The 15,995-nt window shown below is 72.4% G+C and carries 19 protein-coding genes and 1 tRNA gene; 6 read left to right on the top strand and 14 right to left on the bottom strand.

All coding sequences use genetic code 11. The annotated features are described in order from the left end of the window. Positions 1-73: 73 nt before the first annotated feature. From gluA to ACH0BZ_RS15360, 4 genes are all read right to left on the bottom strand, one after another. Entirely contained in the window at positions 74-802 is a 729-nt protein-coding gene (gluA, locus tag ACH0BZ_RS15375; RefSeq protein WP_406899570.1) for a glutamate ABC transporter ATP-binding protein GluA, read from the bottom strand. A 130-nt stretch (positions 803-932) separates the two neighbouring features. Further along, positions 933-1,421 (bottom strand): DUF1990 family protein, encoded by a 489-nt coding sequence (locus ACH0BZ_RS15370; RefSeq protein ID WP_406899569.1) that lies wholly within the window; start codon positions 1,419-1,421, stop codon positions 933-935. Beyond that, entirely contained in the window at positions 1,418-2,017 is a 600-nt protein-coding gene (gene pth / locus ACH0BZ_RS15365; RefSeq protein WP_406899567.1) for an aminoacyl-tRNA hydrolase, read from the bottom strand. The genes ACH0BZ_RS15370 and pth overlap by 4 nt, the downstream gene beginning before the upstream one ends. Before the next feature lie 26 nt (positions 2,018-2,043). Further along, a complete protein-coding gene (locus ACH0BZ_RS15360; protein WP_406899566.1) occupies positions 2,044-2,955 on the bottom strand; it encodes a LysR family transcriptional regulator ArgP in 912 nt (303 codons plus the stop codon). A 70-nt stretch (positions 2,956-3,025) separates the two neighbouring features. Between ACH0BZ_RS15360 and ACH0BZ_RS15355 the strand changes: the two genes are divergently transcribed. After that, positions 3,026-3,643: a LysE/ArgO family amino acid transporter gene (locus tag ACH0BZ_RS15355; RefSeq protein WP_406899565.1), complete on the top strand. Its 618-nt coding sequence runs from the start codon at positions 3,026-3,028 to the stop codon at positions 3,641-3,643. A 112-nt stretch (positions 3,644-3,755) separates the two neighbouring features. Here ACH0BZ_RS15355 and ACH0BZ_RS15350 read toward each other — a convergent pair whose 3' ends face one another. Then, the gene (locus tag ACH0BZ_RS15350; protein ID WP_406899564.1) at positions 3,756-4,409 is read right to left on the bottom strand and encodes a 50S ribosomal protein L25/general stress protein Ctc; all 654 of its coding nucleotides are present in this window, start codon (positions 4,407-4,409) and stop codon (positions 3,756-3,758) included. 263 nt (positions 4,410-4,672) lie between these two features. Here ACH0BZ_RS15350 and ACH0BZ_RS15345 point away from each other — a divergent pair, with 263 nt between their 5' ends. Further along, positions 4,673-4,813, top strand: a complete 141-nt coding sequence (locus ACH0BZ_RS15345) for a hypothetical protein (protein ID WP_406899563.1) — start codon at positions 4,673-4,675, stop codon at positions 4,811-4,813. Positions 4,814-4,822: 9 nt separating this feature from the next. Here the strand turns inward: ACH0BZ_RS15345 and arsC are convergent, their stop codons facing one another. From arsC to glmU, 3 genes are read right to left on the bottom strand one after another with little or no spacing between them, the layout of a single operon-like run. Then, positions 4,823-5,191, bottom strand: a complete 369-nt coding sequence (gene arsC / locus ACH0BZ_RS15340) for an arsenate reductase (glutaredoxin) (protein ID WP_406899561.1) — start codon at positions 5,189-5,191, stop codon at positions 4,823-4,825. A gap of 1 nt (position 5,192) precedes the next feature. Beyond that, positions 5,193-6,170, bottom strand: a complete 978-nt coding sequence (locus tag ACH0BZ_RS15335) for a ribose-phosphate diphosphokinase (protein ID WP_406899559.1) — start codon at positions 6,168-6,170, stop codon at positions 5,193-5,195. Next, positions 6,167-7,648 carry a bifunctional UDP-N-acetylglucosamine diphosphorylase/glucosamine-1-phosphate N-acetyltransferase GlmU gene (glmU, locus tag ACH0BZ_RS15330; protein ID WP_406899557.1) on the bottom strand — a complete coding sequence of 494 codons (1,482 nt, stop codon included), beginning with the start codon at positions 7,646-7,648 and terminating at the stop codon, positions 6,167-6,169. The genes ACH0BZ_RS15335 and glmU overlap by 4 nt, the downstream gene beginning before the upstream one ends. 136 nt (positions 7,649-7,784) lie before the next feature. On the opposite strand from glmU, the gene ACH0BZ_RS15325 reads away from it, so the two are divergent. Then, positions 7,785-9,092 (top strand): MFS transporter, encoded by a 1,308-nt coding sequence (locus tag ACH0BZ_RS15325; RefSeq protein WP_406899556.1) that lies wholly within the window; start codon positions 7,785-7,787, stop codon positions 9,090-9,092. A 33-nt stretch (positions 9,093-9,125) separates the two neighbouring features. Here ACH0BZ_RS15325 and ACH0BZ_RS15320 read toward each other — a convergent pair whose 3' ends face one another. Beyond that, a complete protein-coding gene (locus ACH0BZ_RS15320) occupies positions 9,126-9,656 on the bottom strand; it encodes an N-acetylmuramoyl-L-alanine amidase (RefSeq protein ID WP_406899555.1) in 531 nt (176 codons plus the stop codon). A gap of 807 nt (positions 9,657-10,463) precedes the next feature. Between ACH0BZ_RS15320 and ACH0BZ_RS15315 the strand changes: the two genes are divergently transcribed. After that, positions 10,464-10,535: transfer RNA gene (locus ACH0BZ_RS15315), tRNA-Gln, on the top strand. A gap of 62 nt (positions 10,536-10,597) precedes the next feature. Continuing rightward, complete coding sequence (locus tag ACH0BZ_RS15310) at positions 10,598-11,293, top strand: TetR/AcrR family transcriptional regulator (protein ID WP_406899553.1); 696 nt, start codon at positions 10,598-10,600, stop codon at positions 11,291-11,293. 60 nt (positions 11,294-11,353) lie between these two features. Here ACH0BZ_RS15310 and ACH0BZ_RS15305 read toward each other — a convergent pair whose 3' ends face one another. Continuing rightward, positions 11,354-11,980 (bottom strand): HdeD family acid-resistance protein, encoded by a 627-nt coding sequence (locus ACH0BZ_RS15305; RefSeq protein WP_406899552.1) that lies wholly within the window; start codon positions 11,978-11,980, stop codon positions 11,354-11,356. A gap of 201 nt (positions 11,981-12,181) precedes the next feature. Between ACH0BZ_RS15305 and ACH0BZ_RS15300 the strand changes: the two genes are divergently transcribed. Continuing rightward, the gene (locus ACH0BZ_RS15300; protein ID WP_406899551.1) at positions 12,182-12,817 is read left to right on the top strand and encodes a TetR family transcriptional regulator; all 636 of its coding nucleotides are present in this window, start codon (positions 12,182-12,184) and stop codon (positions 12,815-12,817) included. Between the two features lie 13 nt (positions 12,818-12,830). On the opposite strand, the gene ACH0BZ_RS15295 is transcribed toward ACH0BZ_RS15300, so the two are convergent. The 4 genes from ACH0BZ_RS15295 to ACH0BZ_RS15280 are packed head-to-tail and all read right to left on the bottom strand — an operon-like array spanning position 12,831 to position 15,892. Next, positions 12,831-13,433, bottom strand: coding sequence for a class I SAM-dependent methyltransferase (locus tag ACH0BZ_RS15295; RefSeq protein ID WP_406899550.1), 603 nt, complete (start codon positions 13,431-13,433; stop codon positions 12,831-12,833). A 13-nt stretch (positions 13,434-13,446) separates the two neighbouring features. Further along, positions 13,447-14,202: a PIG-L deacetylase family protein gene (locus tag ACH0BZ_RS15290; protein WP_406899548.1), complete on the bottom strand. Its 756-nt coding sequence runs from the start codon at positions 14,200-14,202 to the stop codon at positions 13,447-13,449. Beyond that, positions 14,199-15,191 (bottom strand): acyl-CoA dehydrogenase family protein, encoded by a 993-nt coding sequence (locus ACH0BZ_RS15285; protein ID WP_406899545.1) that lies wholly within the window; start codon positions 15,189-15,191, stop codon positions 14,199-14,201. Before ACH0BZ_RS15285 ends, ACH0BZ_RS15290 begins: the two co-directional genes overlap by 4 nt. Further along, positions 15,188-15,892, bottom strand: coding sequence for a glycosyltransferase (locus ACH0BZ_RS15280; protein ID WP_406899544.1), 705 nt, complete (start codon positions 15,890-15,892; stop codon positions 15,188-15,190). The genes ACH0BZ_RS15285 and ACH0BZ_RS15280 overlap by 4 nt, the downstream gene beginning before the upstream one ends. Positions 15,893-15,995: the final 103 nt, after the last annotated feature.

Raw genomic sequence — 15,995 nt, 5'->3', positions numbered from 1 at the left:
CGTTCGTCTGGACGAAAACCGCAGAGGAAGTCCTCGCGAAAGCCAACCGTAAGAACACTTCAAATGCGGACCACTAGTGGCCGAGGATCTTGCCGAGGAAGTCCTTGGCGCGGTCGGACTCGGGGGCCGAGAAGAAGCTCTCCGGGTCGGTGTCCTCGACGACGGCGCCGTCGGCCATGAAGATGACGCGATCACCGGCCTTCTTGGCGAAGCCCATCTCGTGGGTCACGACGAGCATGGTCATGCCCTCCTTGGCCAGCGAGGTCATCACGTCGAGCACCTCGTTGACCATCTCCGGGTCGAGCGCCGAGGTGGGCTCGTCGAAGAGCATGATCTTGGGGTCCATGGCCAGCGACCGGGCGATCGCGACGCGCTGCTGCTGGCCGCCGGAGAGCTGTGCCGGGTACTTGCCGGCCTGGTCGGCGATCCCGACGCGCTCGAGCAGGCCCATGGCCTTCTTCTCGGCGTCGGCCTTGGACATCTTCTTGACCTTGATCGGCGCCAGGGTGACGTTCTCGAGGATGGTCTTGTGGGCGAAGAGGTTGAACTGCTGGAACACCATGCCCACCTCCTCGCGGAGCTTGGCCAGGCCCTTGCCCTCGTCGGGCAGGGCCGTGCCGTCGATCCGGATCTCCCCGGAGTCGATGGTCTCGAGGCGGTTGATACACCTGCAGAGGGTCGACTTGCCTGAGCCGGACGGGCCCAGCACGATCACGACCTGCCCGCGCGGGATCTCGAGGTTGATGTCGCGGAGGGCGTGGAAGTCGCCGAAGTTCTTGTCGACCGAGGTCAGCGAGATCATCGGGGTCCCGCCGTCGGCCTCGCTCCGGGGATTCGGTGCGTGCGTCATGACAGGAGGCTAAGGCCGCGCGGGCGTCCGCGGGGGCGGAACGGGGGCAACCCGGGGGCCCGGGGGCGGCCCGGGGGTGGCGTCAGATCGCGAGGAGCCGTGCCGAATCGAGGTAGCGCCGGGTGATCCGGTCCTGTTCGGCTCGGGCGAGCGGCCCTGCGAGGCACACGAGCAGCCGGCCGGGTCGGGAGATCGCCTCGATCCGGAACCGCACCTCGTCGGTGGCCCGGTTCCGGTGCACGAGGAAGGTCTCGGTGCCGTGTTCGGGGTGGCCGGGGAGGGTGCGGTAGGTGAAGCCGCGGGCGTCTGGGTCGTCGACCACCTCGGTGACCTCGCACGGGGCGGCCATCCGCAGCCAGGCCGCGGGCCCCGCGCGGGGGTGAAGGGTGACGCGCAGCCCGGGCGCCACGGGGCCGGGGGTGGGAGTGCCGGGGGTGGGGGAGCCGGGGGCTACGTCGAGGCCGGCCGCCCGGTGGACCTCCCAGGCCAGGAGTGCGCGTCCCGCGCGGTCCAGGGTGGCGCGGCCGTTGCCGAGCCGGGCCTCGCGCACGAACCGCCGCGCGCGCGTCACCGCTGGTGGACCTGGTTCTGGGCAGTCTCGAGGCCGTGGCGGACCAGGAGTTCGACGGCGTCGGCGGCGTCCTGGACCAGGAACGGCACGTCGGGCTGCTCGAGCTTGGAGAAGCGCTTGAGCACGAAGTCGGCCACGTCCATGCGGCCCGGCGGCCGGCCGACGCCCACGCGGACGCGCAGGTAGTCGCGCGTGCCGAGCGAGTTGCTCACCGAGCGCAGGCCGTTGTGGCCGCCCTCGCCGCCGCCGCGCTTGAGGCGGATCCGGCCGAAGTCCACGTCGATCTCGTCGTGCACCACGATCACGTCGGTGGGCTTCACGGAGAAGTACTTGACCACCGCGGAGACCGGGCCGCCGGAGAGGTTCATGTACGAGCGCGGGCGCGCCAGCACCACGGGCCGGTCGGCGACGCGCGTCTGCGCGAGGTGGCAGTTGGTGCGCTTGTGGACCGAGAAGCTCGCCGGCATGGGCAGGGCGCGGGAGGCGAGTTCGGCGATCACCTCCCAGCCGATGTTGTGGCGGGTGCCCTCGTAGTCCGGGCCGGGGTTGGCGAGGCCCACGACGAGGGTGGGGGCGGTGTCACTCACACCCGCCATGATCCCAGACGCGGCCGCGCGGGGTGTCAGGGGCGGCCGGGCGGGCGTAGGGCGGCGCTCGCGGTGTCGCGGACGGCGTCGGTGAGCGCGTCCAGGGCGGGGGAGTGCAGCTTCCAGTGCTGCCAGTACAGCGGCACGTCGAGCGGCCGGTCGGGGGAGAGCTCCACGAGGTCGCCGGAGGCCAGCCCCGGGGCGGCGAGCTGCTCGGGCAGCAGGCCCCACCCCAGGCCGGCGCCGATCGCCCGCAGGTGGTCGTGGGAGCTGGGGACGTAGTGCCGCGGCCCGGTCGGGTCGCGGCGGGTGAGCCGGCGGTAGTGGCGACTCTGGTGGCCGTCGCTGCGGTCGAAGTCCACCACCGGGGCTCGGCCGAGCCCGGAGGCGGGGGATCCGACGGCGAGGTGACGCTCGACGAACGCCGGGCTCGCACACGCGAGGTAGCGCATCGCGCCCAACGCCAGCGAGCGGCAACCCTGGACGGGGTGCGCCTCGCTGGTGACGGCCGCCATGACCTCGCCGCGGCGCAGCAGCTCGGTGGACAGGGACTCGTCCTCGCGCCGGACGTCGAAGACGACACGGCCCGAACCGTGGACGGCGACCATCGCGTCGAGAAACCACGTGGCCAGCGAGTCGGCGTTGCAGGCCACTGCGAGGGCCACGTGTCCGGCGACCTCGTCGTCACCGCCCCCGAGCTCGTGCCCGAGCGCCTCCTCGAGGTGCAGCATCTGTCGGGCCGTGCGCAGCAGCGCTTCGCCGGACGCGGTGGGGCGCACCGGCCGGTCGCGGCGCACGAGGATGCGGCCCGCGGAGTCCTCGAGCGCGCGGATGCGCTGGGACACCGCGGACTGCGTGACATGAAGGTGCGCCGCGGCGGCGTCGAACGACCCCAGGTCCACCACGGCCACGAGCGTGCGGAGCTGGTCCAGGTGCAGCGGCTTCATAAGCACAACTGATGGTAGGCCAGAAACAACAGTGTGACTACTGGTCCCGGGCTGCCTACCGTGGGGACACGTGACCACCACCTCGACGCTCCTCACCGGCACCGCCATGGGCCTGGGCCTCATCGCGGCCGTCGGCGCCCAGAACGCCTACCTGTTGCAGCGCTCGATCCGCGGGGACGTGAACATGGTCCCGATCGTCGTGTTCTGCGTGGTCTCCGACGCGCTGCTCATCACGTTCGGTGTGGCCGGCGTGGGCGCGCTCGTCGAGGCCGCCCCGGCCGCGCTGGAGGTCCTGCGCTGGTTCGGCGTCGTCTTTCTTCTCGGCTACGGCGCCTTCGCCGCCGGTCGGGCCCTGCGCCCCGGTGCCGGGCTCGTCGCCGGGGACGCGGCCCGGGCGCCGTCGCTGCTCGGCGCGCTCGGGGCGATCGCTGCGTTCACCTGGCTCAACCCGCACGCCTACCTGGACACCGTGGTGCTGCTCGGCAGCCTTGCCAACCAGCAGGCCGGCGACCTGCGCTGGGTGTTCGCCGCGGGCGCCTTCCTCGCGGCGGCCCTGTGGTTCCCGCTCGTCGGCTTCGGTGGCCGCGTCCTGCGGGGACTGTTCGCCCGGCCCGGGGCGTGGCGGGTCCTCGACGCGGCGATCGCCGTCATGATGGGCGTCCTCGCCGTCGGGCTCATCCGGGGCTGAGCCCCGCGTCCCGCGCTGCCCCGGACACGGGCCGAGGGCCCGCGCGCGACCGGGTCGGTCGTGCACGGGCCCTCGGGGAGCCGGGAGCCGCGGTGTGGGCCGCGGCCGGGGATCACTCGTCCTCGGCGGCCGCCTCGGACTCGGCCTTGTCCTGCTCCTGCGACTCCTCGATCGCGCCGGCGACCTCGTCGTCCTCGTCGCCCGCCATCTCGTCCTCGGTCGGGGCCTCGATGACGTTGACGATGAGCCACTCCGGGTCGGAGATCATCGTGACGCCGGACGGCAGGTCCAGGTCGGCGGCGGTGACCATGAGGCCGGCCTCGGCGTCCTCGATGGAGACCTCGAGGTACTCGGGGATGTTGAGTGCGTCGGCCTCGACCTCCACGACGGTGGCGTCCTGTGTGACGAGCGTGCCGGGCGCGGCCTCGCCGACGAGGTTGACGGTGACCTCGACGATGACCTTCTCGCCCTTCTTGACCACGAGGAGGTCGGTGTGCTCGATCTCGCGGGTGAGCGGGTTGACGTCGATCTGCTTGGTCAGCGCGAGCTGCTCCTCGCCCTCGATGTCGAGCGACAGGACGGCGTTGGTGCCCTCCTTGCGAAGGATGGCGGCGAACGCCAGGGTGTCGAGCAGCACGTGGCGCGGATCGGTCTTGTGGCCGTAGATGACGCCGGGGACCTGGCCCTCGCGACGGGCGCGGCGGGCCGAGCCCTTGCCGAACTCGGTGCGGACGGAGGCCTTGAGGCTGGGGAGCTTGTTGGGCATCGGTGATCCTCTGCAGTCGGTGTATCCGGTTCCCGGCGACCCGAGACGATCGCCGTGGGCGGCCCCGCGAGAGGGCGGCACCTGCAGAAGATCGCGTCGATAACGGAGTGACCTCACGGGCGCGCCCGCGCGTCCTCCCTCGCCGAGATGACCCGACCAGCCTAACGGCGTGAGCTGGGAGCTCACAAATCGGCGTAACGAATACCCCCGGAGGCGCCGATATGTCCTGTGACACACCGAGTTACCGACCCGGAGGAGAGACCTTGCTTCCCGAAGGCTCGCTGGAGAACCCGCTGCGTTACCTGTTCGGCCCCCGGCCGGACCAGCCCACCTGCATGGCGATCACGCCGGAGTGCATGGGCCTGATCCCGTACTGGATCTCGAGGCTCGCGACCGGCTCCTGAGCCGCCGGGCTAGAGGATATCCTCGACCGCCGAGGTCGGGCGCGCCAGCCGGGTGCCCTTGGGGGTGACGACGAAGGGGCGCTCGATGAGCCGCGGGTGGGCGACCATCGCGGCGAGCAGCTCGTCGTCGTCCACCCCGAGTAGCCCCAGGTCGGTGAACTCCTGCTCCTTGACCCGCACCGCCTGCCGCGGGGTCAGGCCGGCGTCGGCGATGAGGGTGCGCAGCTCCTCGACGGTCGGCGGGGTGTCGAGGTACCTGATGATCGTCGGCTCGATGCCGTTCTCGCGGAGCAGCTCGAGCGCCCGCCGCGACGTGGAGCAGCGCGGGTTGTGGTAGATCGTCGCGCCGCCGCCGTTCGCGCCCTCGTCGCCGGCCATGTCAGGCCACCCCGTTGAACAGGCTGGTCACCGAGCCGTTCTCGAAGACCTCGTGGATCGTGCGCGCGAGCAGCGGCGCGATGGACAGGACCGTGAGGTTCTCGAAGTGCTTCTCCGGCGGGATGGGCAGCGTGTTGGTGGTGATGACCTCCTTGGCGCCGCACGAGGCGAGGCGCTCGGCCGCCGGGTCGGAGAACACGCCGTGGGTGGTGGCGATGATCACGTCGCCCGCGCCCGCGTCCTTGAGGATCTTGACCGCGCCGGCGATGGTGCCGCCGGTGTCGATCATGTCGTCGATGAGCACGCAGGTGCGGCCCTCGACCTCGCCCACCACGCGGTTGGACTTGACCTGGTTGGGCACGTTGGGATCGCGGGTCTTGTGGACGAAGGCCAGCGGGGCCCCGTCGAGGGCGTCGGCCCACTTCTCACCCACCTTGACGCGGCCTGCGTCGGGGGAGACCACGCAGATGTTCTCGGTGCCGTAGTTCTCGCGCACGTAGTCGGAGAGCTGGCCCTGCGCGTGCATGTGGTCGACCGGGCCGTCGAAGAAGCCCTGGATCTGGTCCGTGTGCAGGTCCACCGTGATGATGCGGTCGGCGCCGGCGGTCTTGAACATGTCCGCGATGAGGCGGGCCGAGATCGGCTCGCGGCCGCGGTGCTTCTTGTCCTGCCGCGCGTACGGGTAGAACGGCAGGATCGCGGTGATCCGCTTGGCCGAGCCGCGCTTGAGCGCGTCGATCATGATGAGCTGCTCCATGATCCACTTGTTGAGCGGCGCGGGGCAGCTCTGGAGCACGAAGGCGTCGCAGCCGCGGACGGACTCCTCGAAGCGGACGAAGATCTCGCCGTTGGCGAAGTCCCGCGCGGTCTGCGGGGTGATCTCGACGCCGAGCTCGGCGGCCACCTGCTCCGCGAGCTCGGGGTGGGCCCGGCCCGAGAAGAGCATCAGGTTCTTCTGGTTCTCGATCCACTCGCTCACTGGCTGCGCCCGTCCTTCTGGGAGTCGTTCCTGGCACGCCGGGCGGCGTCCGCCGAACCGGTGTCCGGTCGGTGGTCGATCACCCAGTCGTCGATGTTCCTCTGCCGCCCACCGGACACCGCGAGGGCACCGGGGGGCACATCGTTCTTGATCACGGTACCCGCGCCCGAATACGCGCCGTCACCGACGGTCACCGGCGCGACGAACATGGTGTCCGAACCGGTGCGGCAGTAGTCGCCGATCACGGTGCGGTGCTTGCTCACCCCGTCGTAGTTGACGAAGACGCTGGAGGCTCCGATGTTGGAGTACTCGCCGATCGTCGCGTCGCCGACGTAGGTCAGGTGCGGGACCTTGGTGTGGGCGCCGATCGAGGACTTCTTGACCTCGACGAACGTGCCCACCTTGCTGTGCTCGCCGAGTTCGGCCTCGGGGCGCAGGTAGGCGAAGGGGCCCACCTCAGCGCCCGCACCGATCGTCGCGCCCACGGCGTGCGCGCGGATCACGGTGGCGCCGGCGCCCACGGTCGTGTCGGTGAGGGTCGTGTCGGGGCCGACGGTGGCGCCGTCACCGATCTCCGTGGTGCCGGTGAGGTGTGTGCCGGGCAGGATCGTCACGTCGCGGCCGATGCGCACGTCCACGTCGAGCCACGTGCTGCTCGGGTCCACGATGGTGGCGCCGCCGCGCATGGCGGCCTCGCACAGGCGGCGGTTCATCTCGGCGGCGAGCGCGGCCAGCTGCACGCGGTCGTTGACTCCGGCCACGCGGTCCCCGTCCTCGATGCGGTGGCCCCGAACCACCTTGTCGTCGCGCCGCGCCAGCTGCAGGACGTCGGTGAGGTACAGCTCGCCCTGCGAGTTGTCGGTGCTCAGCTTGCCCAGGGAGTCCCGCAGGACCCGCGCGTCGAAGGCGTAGACGCCGGAGTTGACCTCGTCGATCCCCAGCTCGTCCTCCGACGCGTCCTTGTGCTCGACGATCCGCAGCACCTCGCCGTCGTCGTTCCGCACGATGCGGCCGTACCCCGTGGGGTCGGGCGCCGTGGAGGTGAGGACGGTGACCGCCGCGCGGGGGCGCATCTCGTGGCGGGTCACCACCTCCTCGAGGGTCTCCGCGTCGAGCAGCGGAACGTCGGAGGTGGTCACGAGGACCGTGCCCGCGAAGCCGGCGGGCAGCGCCGACAAACCGGAGGCGACCGCGTCGCCCGTGCCGTTCTGCTCCTCCTGCACCGCGGTGGTCACCGGGACACCGAGTGACGACGAGAGGTCCTCCACCGCGGCGGTGACCTTCTCCCGGTCGTGCCCCACGACCACCACCACCTGGTCCGGCCGGATCCCGGCCGCGGCGTGCAGCGCGTGACCGAGCATGGTCCGGCCGCAGACGCGGTGCAGCATCTTGGGGGTGTCGCTCTTCATCCGCGTGCCGGCCCCGGCGGCGAGGACGATCACGGCGGTCTGCGCACGTCCGGTCTGGGGTTGCGTCATCGTTCTCCTCGGGCGTGGCAGCGCCCCGGTCGGTGATGCCAGGTCGGTGATCTCGGGTGGCCCGCCGGCGCGGACCGTCTCACAGGATACGAGGTCGGCCCGAGACCGGCGATTCCCTGGGGCGTAGCCTGCCACGGTGTCCCTCCTCCGTCGCCAACTCGCCGACACCCGGCCGCTGCGGCAGCCGGATTTCCGCAGGTTGTGGGTCGCCAACATCGTCACGGTGATCGGCGCCCAGCTCTCGATCGTCGCCGTGCCGCAGCAGGTGTTCGAGATCACCCGCAGCTCCGCCTACGTGGGTCTGACCGGCGCGTTCGCCCTGGTCCCGCTCGTGGTGTTCGGCCTGTGGGGCGGGGCGCTGGCCGACGCCGTGGACCGCCGGAAGCTGCTGCTCGCCACGACCTGGGGCCTCATCGTGACGGCGGTGTTGTTCTGGATCCAGGCCGCCGCCGGCAACCGCAACGTGTGGCTGGTCATGGGGCTGCTCGCGGTCCAGCAGGCCTTCTTCGCCGTCAACCAACCCACCCGGTCGGCGATCATCCCGCGGCTCATCCCGTCCGGGCAGCTGGCCTCGGCGAGCTCGCTGATGATGACCGTGATGCAGTTCGGCGCGATCGTCGGGCCCGTGTCCGCCGGCATCCTCATCCCGGTGGTCGGCCTGGAGACGCTGTACCTGCTCGACTCGGTGTTCCTGCTGGCCACGCTGTGGGCCGTGCTGCGGCTGCCGCCGCAGCCGGCGTCGGTGTCCGAGACGGGGGAGCGGCGGCGGGCCGGGCTGCGGTCGGTGATCGACGGCTTCGCCTACCTCGCCACCCGGCGGATCCTGCTGGCCTCGTTCGTCGTGGACATCATCGCCATGGTCTTCGGCATGCCGCGCGCCCTGTTCCCGCAGATCGCCACCGAGACCTTCGGCGATCCCGTCACCGGCGGGACCGCGCTCGGCCTGCTCTTCGCGGCCATGAGCGTGGGCGCTGTGGTCGGCGGCGTGTTCTCCGGGTGGATCCCGCGCGTGCGCCGACAGGGGCTGGCGGTGCTCGTGTGCATCACCCTGTGGGGGCTGTCCATGGTGGCGTTCGGTGTGGTGGTGGGTGTGTCCTCGCCGGGGGCGTCGCGCTGGTGGCTGTGGCTCGCGCTGGCGGCCCTGGCCTTTGGCGGTGCCGTGGACATGATCTCGGCCGCGTTCCGCCAGGCGATCCTGCTCGACGCCGCCACCGACGAGATGCGCGGCCGGCTGCAGGGCGTGTTCATCGTCGTGGTGGTGGGCGGCCCGCGGATCGGGGACGTCGCGCACGGCGTCGCCGCCGCCTCGGTGGGCACCGCGGTCGCGGCGGCCGGCGGCGGCGTGCTGGTCGTGATCGGGATGGCCGTGGCCGCGATCGTCTTTCCCGCGCTCCTGCGCTACACGGTGCGGCGCGCCGTGGAGCGGGGGACCACTGCCGACTGAGCCGGTCACTCGGGACTCAGACCACCGCCCCGGTCAGCCCGTCGAACCGGTCATCTCGTCGAACCAGTGTCCGGCGCGGTCCATGAACGTCTCGTGGTACCGGCCGCCGCGGGCGAGGTGGTACGGGCACGTGGTGGCCGCGAACTCGGAATGCCAGCGGATCGTCGTGCCCGCCGCCGGCCGGCCGAGTGCGAAGTGTGCGCACACGGCCGCGGCCAGATGGGCGGCCTCCTCGATCGCGGTGTCGCTGATCGGCCAGTCCTGCTCGGCGCCGGCGGAGTTGGAGACCTCGATGCCGATCGAGGTCTGGTTGACGTCGGGGTCGGCGGCGTGCCACGCGGTGTCGTCGTCCCACACCAGCTGGCCGATCCTGCCGCCGGACTCCACCTGGTAGTGCGCGGAGGCGGGCCGGTCCTGCCACACCCGGTGGACCTGCTCCACCGTGAGGACCGCCGCGTTGTGGTGCATCACCACCCTCTCGACACCCCGCCCGCCGCGCCCCGGGGTGAAGTGCCGGTCCATGAGGAGCACGACGTCGGCGTCGAGGGTCTCCCAGTTCCGCATCGCCTCTCCTCTCGCCGTTGCGCCTGCTGTCGCGCCCGCCGTCGCTCCGGCCGGATTGTCCTCGCACGACTTTGCATAGCGCGGGCAGCTTCCCCAGTGTGCGTGCGGCCCGGTCGCCCTGGCGACCGGTGGCACGGGCCCACGGGACGCCTACGGTCGGCACGTCGAGGAGTGACGCCGCCGACGAGACCACTCCCCTCCACGCCGCAGGCGCCAGCCGCCCCTGGCGGCCATGGCGATCGTCGGGGTGATCCTGCTGGTCCTGGCGCTCGGCATCTCCGGCCGGATCTTCTGACAGGCCCCGCCCCGCGGCCTGAGCCCCTGCGCCGCTGCGCCTTGACGCGTTCACGACACTCTGGCGTTTCGCTCACTCGCGCACTGCCCCGGATGGTGAGCCGACGCGTGACCTGCATCGACGTCGGCGAACAGAGCAGCAGGTGCCGGCGGCACCGGCCCGGTGGTGCCTGAGCGGCGTGCGATGTGAGCGAATCGTGGGACGGGCCCTGAGCGAATCCCCGCCGCCGAACGGATTCGCGCAGGCCTGAACCCACGATTCGCTCACTTCGACGGACCGACGGGTCGTCGGCCGCGCCGCCCGGGAGGTATCCACCGAGGCCACCGAGCCGTGTGGGGCGAGAGTGACCGCGGTGCCCACACGTGGCCAGCCTCGCGGGTGCGCGAGTGAGCGAAACGCCAGAGCCTCCCGAAAATCACTACCGACCGAGCAGAGGCGAGACGGCGGCACGACGGGCAAACCCGCCCGGGCGCCCGCATGTGCCACACTGTGATCGGCTCGAGCAGGGCCGTTCCCCCATGGTGTAATCGGCAACACTTCTGATTTTGGTTCAGACATTCCAGGTTCGAGTCCTGGTGGGGGAGCTCGCCGGCCGGCCCCGCCGTGCGGAGGTGTGCAGGCGCCGACGGTCAGGAGGTACACGCCCATGACAGCGCAGGACACGCCCGCCCCGCGGACGCGGATGACGGCCGCCCAGCGGCGCCAGCAGCTGGTCGAGGTGGGCCGGCAGATCTTTGCCGAGTACGGCTACGACGCGGCGACCGTGGAGGAGATCGCTGCGGTGGCCGGGGTGTCCAAGCCGGTTGTGTACGAGCACTTCGGGGGCAAGGAGGGGCTCTACGCGGTGGTGTGCGACCGCGAATTGGCGTACCTGGGGGCCGAGATCGCGGAGGCGATCAGCGGGGAGGGCTCACGCCACCGGATCGAGCGGGCGGCCATGGCACTGCTGCGGTACGTCGAGGAGCGCTCCGACGGCTTCCGCATTCTGGTCCGCGACACGTCCACGCCGGGCGGCAGCTCGTACTCGACGCTGCTCAACGACGCCGTCGCGAGCGTGGCGCACATCCTGGGGGAGGAGTTCGTGGCCCGCGGCTTCGCGCCGCAGACCTCCGGCATGTATGCGCAGGCACTGGTCGGCATGGTCTCGGGTACCGCACAGTGGTGGCTGGACGTGCGAACTCCGCCCAAGGAAGAGGTGGCTGCGCACATCGTCAACCTCTGCTTCAACGGCCTGTCGCACCTGGACCCGTCGCCCTCGCTCGGTGCCGACGTCCTGGAGAAGTACTCGGTGCCCGGTGGCGTGGAGGGCCGCGACCTGCGCCCCGGGCCTGTGAGCCCCTGACTCACCGAGTCGGGGCGGCGGCTCGGTCTGGCCGCTCGCCCCGACGCTCAGTCTCTCCGCTCAGCTCTGAAGAGCGGGTTCGCGGTGGTGACCGCCGGCGGCGGGGCCGTGGGGATCCGTCGCCACGACGGCCTCGGCAGAGGCGATCAGGACCTCGGAGTCGCGGCGCAGCCGCACGGAGACGAGCAGCAGGGCCGCTCCCACCACCATGCCGAATCCTCCGGCGAAGGTCAGGAAGCCGTCGACGGTGGTGGGGCCGGCCACCGCGAGCACGATACCGGTGGCGGCGGTGACTACGCCGACAGTCGCCATGATCCATGTATTGGTGATGGCCGGGCGTAGGTGGGAGGCCCCCACGACGAGCAGCGCGCCGGACGCCACGCACCAGGCCGCGAAGAGCATCGTGAGCACCGTGGGTGTGATGGCGGGCCAGAAGGCGACCATCAGCCCGATGCCGATGCAGACGGCGCCGAGGGCGGAGGCCGCGGTCCAGCCGCGGAGTTCCCGATGCTGGGCCAGCCCGGAGGTGAGGGTCATGGCGCCGTCGGCCACGGCGAAGGCGGCCACGAGCAGGGCGGCCACGGCCACGGACGTGCTAGGTGCGACCAGGGCGGTGATGCCGAACGTCAGGGCGAGGATCCCGCGGATCGTCTGGATCCACCAGTTGCGGGTGAGGAACGTGATCATCGTCGATGCCTCTCTGTCCGGGTCGGTATCTCACCGACCCTTTCCTGTAGTATCCACTACATAATGGAGTGAGCACTACAGTAACTCTGCCGCTGCCAAGCCACCAATACTCAGAAGCAAAATGTGACGCGAAACTCTGGTGGGGCAGGGCCGACGACGGGAGGGACGATGACGTCAGATGAGAATGCGGGAGACTCCGCGGTGCCCCCCTCCGCGGCGGCCACGCCGCCCGCTCGTCGCCGCACGCGCGCCAGGGGCAGGGAGTCGCGGCAGAAGATTCTCGAGGCCGCAGCCAGAGTGGCCGGTGAGCGGGGGTATGACGGCGCGACGATCGCTCGGGTGAGCAAGGAGAGCGGACTGCCGGCGAGCTCGATCTACTGGCATTTCGCAGACAAGGACGCCTTACTCGCTGCGGTGGTCGAGGCGAGCTTCGAGTTGTGGCTGGGCCGGGTATCGCTGGCGATCGGAGCGACGGCGGCCGAGAAGGTGCGCGCGCTGAGCGAGTCGGTGGCCCGGGCCTTCCGCGAGTCGCCCGACTTCCTGCGCCTGGGTCTCATGCTGGCGCTCGAACGCCGGTCGGACGAGCTCGAGGCGCGGCGCCTCTACCTGAGGCTGCGCCACGAGGCGCTCGACAGGTTCGTCGGCGAGCTTCTCGACGAACGGTCCATGATGAGCGTTGCCGATGCCCGTCGCCTCGTCACCTACGCTCTGGCCGGCGGCGAGGGGATCCTGCTCGCCGCGGCGGCCGGGGACGACGACGTGGACGAGCTCTTCGCCCTCCACGCCACCGCCGTGTTGCACCTGGCGGACGTCCTCGAGTCCGGCGCCGCTCGCTGAGCTGCCCGGCGGCTCACACGCCGTCGAGGCGGAACACCTCGAGCAGGAACCCGGCCTGGAGGTCCCCGGCCTCGCGGTGGTGCACCAGCCGCGTGAGTTCGGGCCGACGCCCGAGCACGGCGTGCACCTCCTCGCCGGTGCAGGCGTGGTCGGCGGAGCGCCCCAGCCAGTGGCAGGCCACGACGGTCGCGCCGGGGGCGGCCAAATCGAGCAGCCGCGTCACCCGCTCGTCGAGGCCCGCGGCCGCGGTGTAGTAGAGGAATTCCGAGAGCACGAGCAGGTCGCAGGTCTCGCGCGGCCACGGCTCCAGCGCGTCGGCGGTTCGCACGTGCACGTGGTCCAGCCCGGCCCGCGCCATCCGCTCGCGCGCCCGCCCGGCGGCGGCGTCGACGAGCTCCACGGCGTGCACCTCGTCGCAGCGTGCCGCGAGCATCTGCGTGAGCACGCCGATCGAGCAGGCGGGCTCAAAGCACACCCGGTACCGCTCCTCGGGCAGCGCCGCCACGAGCAGGCCGTACTTGCGGAGCTCGTACCAGGACGTCTCGAAGCCCCACGGATCCGCTGACCCGGCGTACATCCGCTCGAAGTACTCGCCGGGGGTGCCGGTAGCGTTCACGCGCCCACCCCGCTCACACGAACACCGTCTCCTCGTCGGACACGAGCCGCTCCACGACCCACGCCGGCAGGATCACCTCGTCGCCCGGCAGCTCGGACAGCGGCGCGATCTGCGTGGCGAACTCCGCCACGGCCTCGCGCTTGGCCACGAGCTCGGCGCGGTCCAGGGCGATCCGCCGGCGCCGCTGCCACGGCACACGCGGGTCCCCCGGCGCGGCCCAGTGCCAGGCCCACACCGGGTACTCGACCAGGCGGGCCCCCGAGGCGGCGCACGCGGTGGCGGCGGCGCGGCCACAGGCCTCGTGGTCGGGGTGGCCGTCGCCGCGCCAGGTGGCCACCACCCACGTCGCGGGGTCGGCCGCGCCCAGCATCTCGGTCAGGGCAAAGGCGAGGGGCACCTCGTCGTCGGCGACCCGGCCGTCGGGAAGCCCCAGCCGCACCGGCTCGGGCAGGCCGAGCACCGCGCACGCGCGCCGGCTCTCGGCCACGCGCCGCGCGGTCAGCCGCTGCGCCGAGTGGGTGGGGGAGTCGGGGTGGGAGGCGTCGCCGTCGGTCACGGCGATCACCTGCACCTCGACGCCGGCCCGGGCGGCCCGGGCGGCGAGGGCGCCCACACCGAGGACCTCGTCGTCCGGGTGCGGCGCCACCACCACGAGTCGGCGGCACCCGCCGGGCACCTCGAGAAGGGGGTCGGGCTCCCGGCTGGCGAACCACGCCTCCCAGTCCGCGGACGGGGTGCCCCGGTCGGCGGCGTCGAAGTCGACGCTCATCCCCGCGCCCAGCTGCCGTACTCGCGGGCGGTGGCGCCGAGGCCGGCGAGATCGCGCTCGGCGTGGAACTGCCGGATGTAGACGGTCGCGTCGGCCACGGCCTGTGTGTGCCGGGGGTCCATGGCCAGCGGCGCGGCGCCGAGGGCGCGGCCCACCCGGCGGACTGTCTCGTCGACCGCCGCTTCCACGATCGCGCGGGCCCGGACGGCCCGGTGGCGGGCGCGCACCGGATCGGCGTCGGGCCCCTCGTCGTCGACCTCCCGGGCCGCCGCGTCCAGCGCCCACGTCGCGCCGCCGAGCGCCGCGTCCACGGCGCCGAGGTGGGCCAGGGCGTGGTCGTCTACGTCGGGGCGCGTCGCGCGGGCGACCAGAGGGCGCGCGACGGCGACGCCGGCGCCGAGCCAGCACGCGGCCACGCCGATGCCGCCGTGCCAGAATCCGGGCCGCTCGAGGTAGGAGGTCGGCTCGCCGACGGTGCGGGCGGGAACGTCGCGGAACTCTACGGCCGTGGTGTCCGTGCCGGCCATGCCGGTGGCGGCCCAGCCACCGGGGCGGGGGCGAACGCCGGGGGACCGGAGGTGGACGGCGAAGAGGCGCGGCTCGTCGTCGACCCGGGCCGTGACGAGGGCGTGCGAGCACACGCCCGAACCCGAGCACCAGGCCTTGACCCCGTCGAGCACCCAGCCGCCGTCGCCGTCCCTGGAGCGCCGCGCGGTGAGCACGGGCCGCGGCGGCTCGGCGGCCCACACGCCCCAGAACTCGCCCTCGCCCACGCGGGTGCCTTCGATCTCGTGGAGGATCGCGTCGGCGTCGGCGTGGGCCTCGGCCAGACGGCCGGCGGAGACGTTCTCGGCGCACATCGCGGTGAGCGCGGCCCAGCGCTCGCGGGTGCGGCCGCGGGCGGGCAGCGGAAGGTCGGCGCGGCCGGAGCGCACCCAGTCACGGGCCAGGTCGGCGGGGGCGTCGCGGCCCGGATCTGCGCTGCTCACGAGACCCCGGCCCGGTCGGTGCCCAGCGCCGCCCGCTCGGTGCGGGCGAGGTGGCCGGCAAAGCCATCCGGGGTGCGCGCGAGGCGCCGACCGGAGGTGGCGACGGGGGTGGAGCCGGACCAGGCGACGACGAGCCCGGCGGCCTCGGCGCTGCGGACCAGATGCACGTCCTCGTCTCGGGCGACCGCGGCGAAGCCGCCCACGGTCCGGTAGGCGCGCGAGGACAGGGCGAGGTTGGCGCCGTGGACGTGGCGGTGGCCGGCGGTGGAGCTGTAGCCGCTGAGGTACTCGGCGCGGGTCGCGGGGTCCCAGGCCGACCAGTCGTCCACCTCGACGAGGCCGGCCACCACGTCGGCGCCGGCCCGGGCGAGGTGCAGCTGGTCGGCGAGCCAGGTGGGCGGGACGCGGGAGTCGGCGTCGGTGGTGGCGAGCCAGCGCCGGTCGGGCGCGGAGGTGCGGCCCAGGGCGTCGGCGAACCCGGCGGCGCGGGCGGCGCCCACGTTGCGGCCGTCCACGTGGACGAGCCGGGCGCGGCCTCGGGCCAGCTCCTCGGTGCGGTCGGCGCAGTCGTCCAGGACCACGGTGAGCGTCGCCGGCAGGGGTGCGGAGGCGAGGCATACCTCGAGCGCGTCGAGGCACGCGCCGAGCAGCTCCTCCTCGTTGTGCGCCGGCACCACCACGTCGATCCCCATGAACGGCATGGTCTCTCCCCTCCGGCAGCTCGGATCCCGCCGAACAAGGGGAGCACAACCGGGGCGCACGCGCATCCGGTGGCGTCGCGCGCCCGGAGGGGGTAGCAGCTGC

Origin of the sequence: Dietzia sp. 179-F 9C3 NHS, assembly GCF_045369825.1 — a bacterium.
GTDB lineage: Bacteria > Actinomycetota > Actinomycetes > Mycobacteriales > Mycobacteriaceae > Dietzia.
The sequence above is the reverse complement of the archived record's forward strand: the minus strand, read 5'-3'. Positions and strand labels throughout refer to the sequence as shown.

Coding starts and splice junctions, on each gene's coding strand:
- gluA (WP_406899570.1), bottom strand. CDS start 802: ATGATCTCGCTGACCTCGGTCGACAAGAACTTCGGCGACTTCCACGCC.
- pth (WP_406899567.1), bottom strand. CDS start 2,017: ATGGCGGGTGTGAGTGACACCGCCCCCACCCTCGTCGTGGGCCTCGCC.
- ACH0BZ_RS15360 (WP_406899566.1), bottom strand. CDS start 2,955: ATGAAGCCGCTGCACCTGGACCAGCTCCGCACGCTCGTGGCCGTGGTG.
- ACH0BZ_RS15350 (WP_406899564.1), bottom strand. CDS start 4,409: ATGCCCAACAAGCTCCCCAGCCTCAAGGCCTCCGTCCGCACCGAGTTC.
- arsC (WP_406899561.1), bottom strand. CDS start 5,191: ATGGCCGGCGACGAGGGCGCGAACGGCGGCGGCGCGACGATCTACCAC.
- glmU (WP_406899557.1), bottom strand. CDS start 7,648: ATGACGCAACCCCAGACCGGACGTGCGCAGACCGCCGTGATCGTCCTC.
- ACH0BZ_RS15320 (WP_406899555.1), bottom strand. CDS start 9,656: ATGCGGAACTGGGAGACCCTCGACGCCGACGTCGTGCTCCTCATGGAC.
- ACH0BZ_RS15310 (WP_406899553.1), top strand. CDS start 10,598: ATGACAGCGCAGGACACGCCCGCCCCGCGGACGCGGATGACGGCCGCC.
- ACH0BZ_RS15305 (WP_406899552.1), bottom strand. CDS start 11,980: ATGATCACGTTCCTCACCCGCAACTGGTGGATCCAGACGATCCGCGGG.
- ACH0BZ_RS15290 (WP_406899548.1), bottom strand. CDS start 14,202: ATGAGCGTCGACTTCGACGCCGCCGACCGGGGCACCCCGTCCGCGGAC.
- ACH0BZ_RS15280 (WP_406899544.1), bottom strand. CDS start 15,892: ATGCCGTTCATGGGGATCGACGTGGTGGTGCCGGCGCACAACGAGGAG.